Genomic DNA, 1,044 nt, shown 5'->3' with positions numbered 1-1,044 from the left:
TGATCCGCGTCATCAGCGTACCATCGGCTTTCTTCTTTTCCTAATTGAAAATCATTGAATAACTTAAGAAGGTTTCACTTCTTCGGTCTTGTCGGCTTCGTCCTTTCTGTAGACGGTATATCTCATCGTTTTACAGAGGTTCAGCAGGCTAAGGCTGGGATGGAAAAGCACCTTGCAGCTTTTCACGTTGGCGGACTTGAAATCTTCGGGCTTATCTGTCGGAGTGCCCGTTTTAAGGGACAGGCGGAAATTGCCCAGCTTGCCTACCTGGGCGATGCTGCCTTCGGTAAGGACATTCTTGATTTCCAGGAGAAACTCTCCGATGGCGCCTTCCAGCTCGCCAAGCGAGTAACTGGAACGTTCGCTGATACGGCTGCAGATTTCATCCACATCCACTTTGCGCATGCTGCGGGCAAGGGCATAATACCTCGGACTTTCGTCCGGCTTGATAGGGTTCTTACGGGGAACGATAACGTACTGTTGCATTTTTTTAATTGATAATTGAAAGTTAATAATTGAAAATGAATAATTAAAAAACCAGGTTCACTGATAACGCTGATTCAGCTGATTAATACGGATTTAAAAAAATAAAGAATCCGTCTTTCATCCGCCCGACCCGCGTCGTCCGTGTACCATCGGCTTCCTTCTGTAACCGGATTACTTTGCAAAGATAAGGTATCCCCAAAAGGCGGTGCGGACGGGTACGGACGGATGCCGACACCGGGAAAATTAATTTAAATACCGCCCGTATATTTTCCGTATATCGTTATTAATCAGTATCTTTACGTATACAAACAAGTAAAGATAGATGGAAGAAAAAGAAGAGATATTCAAGATACGCTGCTACGGTAAATCCGAGCTGGCAATGATGTATTTCCCCAATCTGGAAAGAAAAACGGCGGTGGGGAAGTTAAAGCGCTGGATAGACCGATGCGGGCCTCTGTCCGAGGAACTGAACGGGATAAAAGAGCCCACGAAAACGATACGCTTCGATTTCACACCCAAAGAGGTGGGATTGATTGTCAGGTATCTGGGTGAACCGTA

At 45.9% G+C, this 1,044-nt stretch carries 2 protein-coding genes; one reads left to right on the top strand and one right to left on the bottom strand.

Features of this window, described 5'->3' with window-relative positions:
- Positions 1-63 precede the first annotated feature (63 nt).
- A complete protein-coding gene (locus tag DXB63_RS17540; protein WP_122127682.1) occupies positions 64-486 on the bottom strand; it encodes an HU family DNA-binding protein in 423 nt (140 codons plus the stop codon).
- Positions 487-808: 322 nt separating this feature from the next.
- Between DXB63_RS17540 and DXB63_RS17535 the strand changes: the two genes are divergently transcribed.
- Positions 809-1,044: DUF4248 domain-containing protein (locus DXB63_RS17535; protein WP_147332311.1), on the top strand; the 236-nt coding region annotated here is incomplete at its 3' end.

The organism is Bacteroides sp. OM05-12, from assembly GCF_003438995.1.
GTDB lineage: Bacteria > Bacteroidota > Bacteroidia > Bacteroidales > Bacteroidaceae > Bacteroides.
The sequence above is the reverse complement of the archived record's forward strand: the minus strand, read 5'-3'. Positions and strand labels throughout refer to the sequence as shown.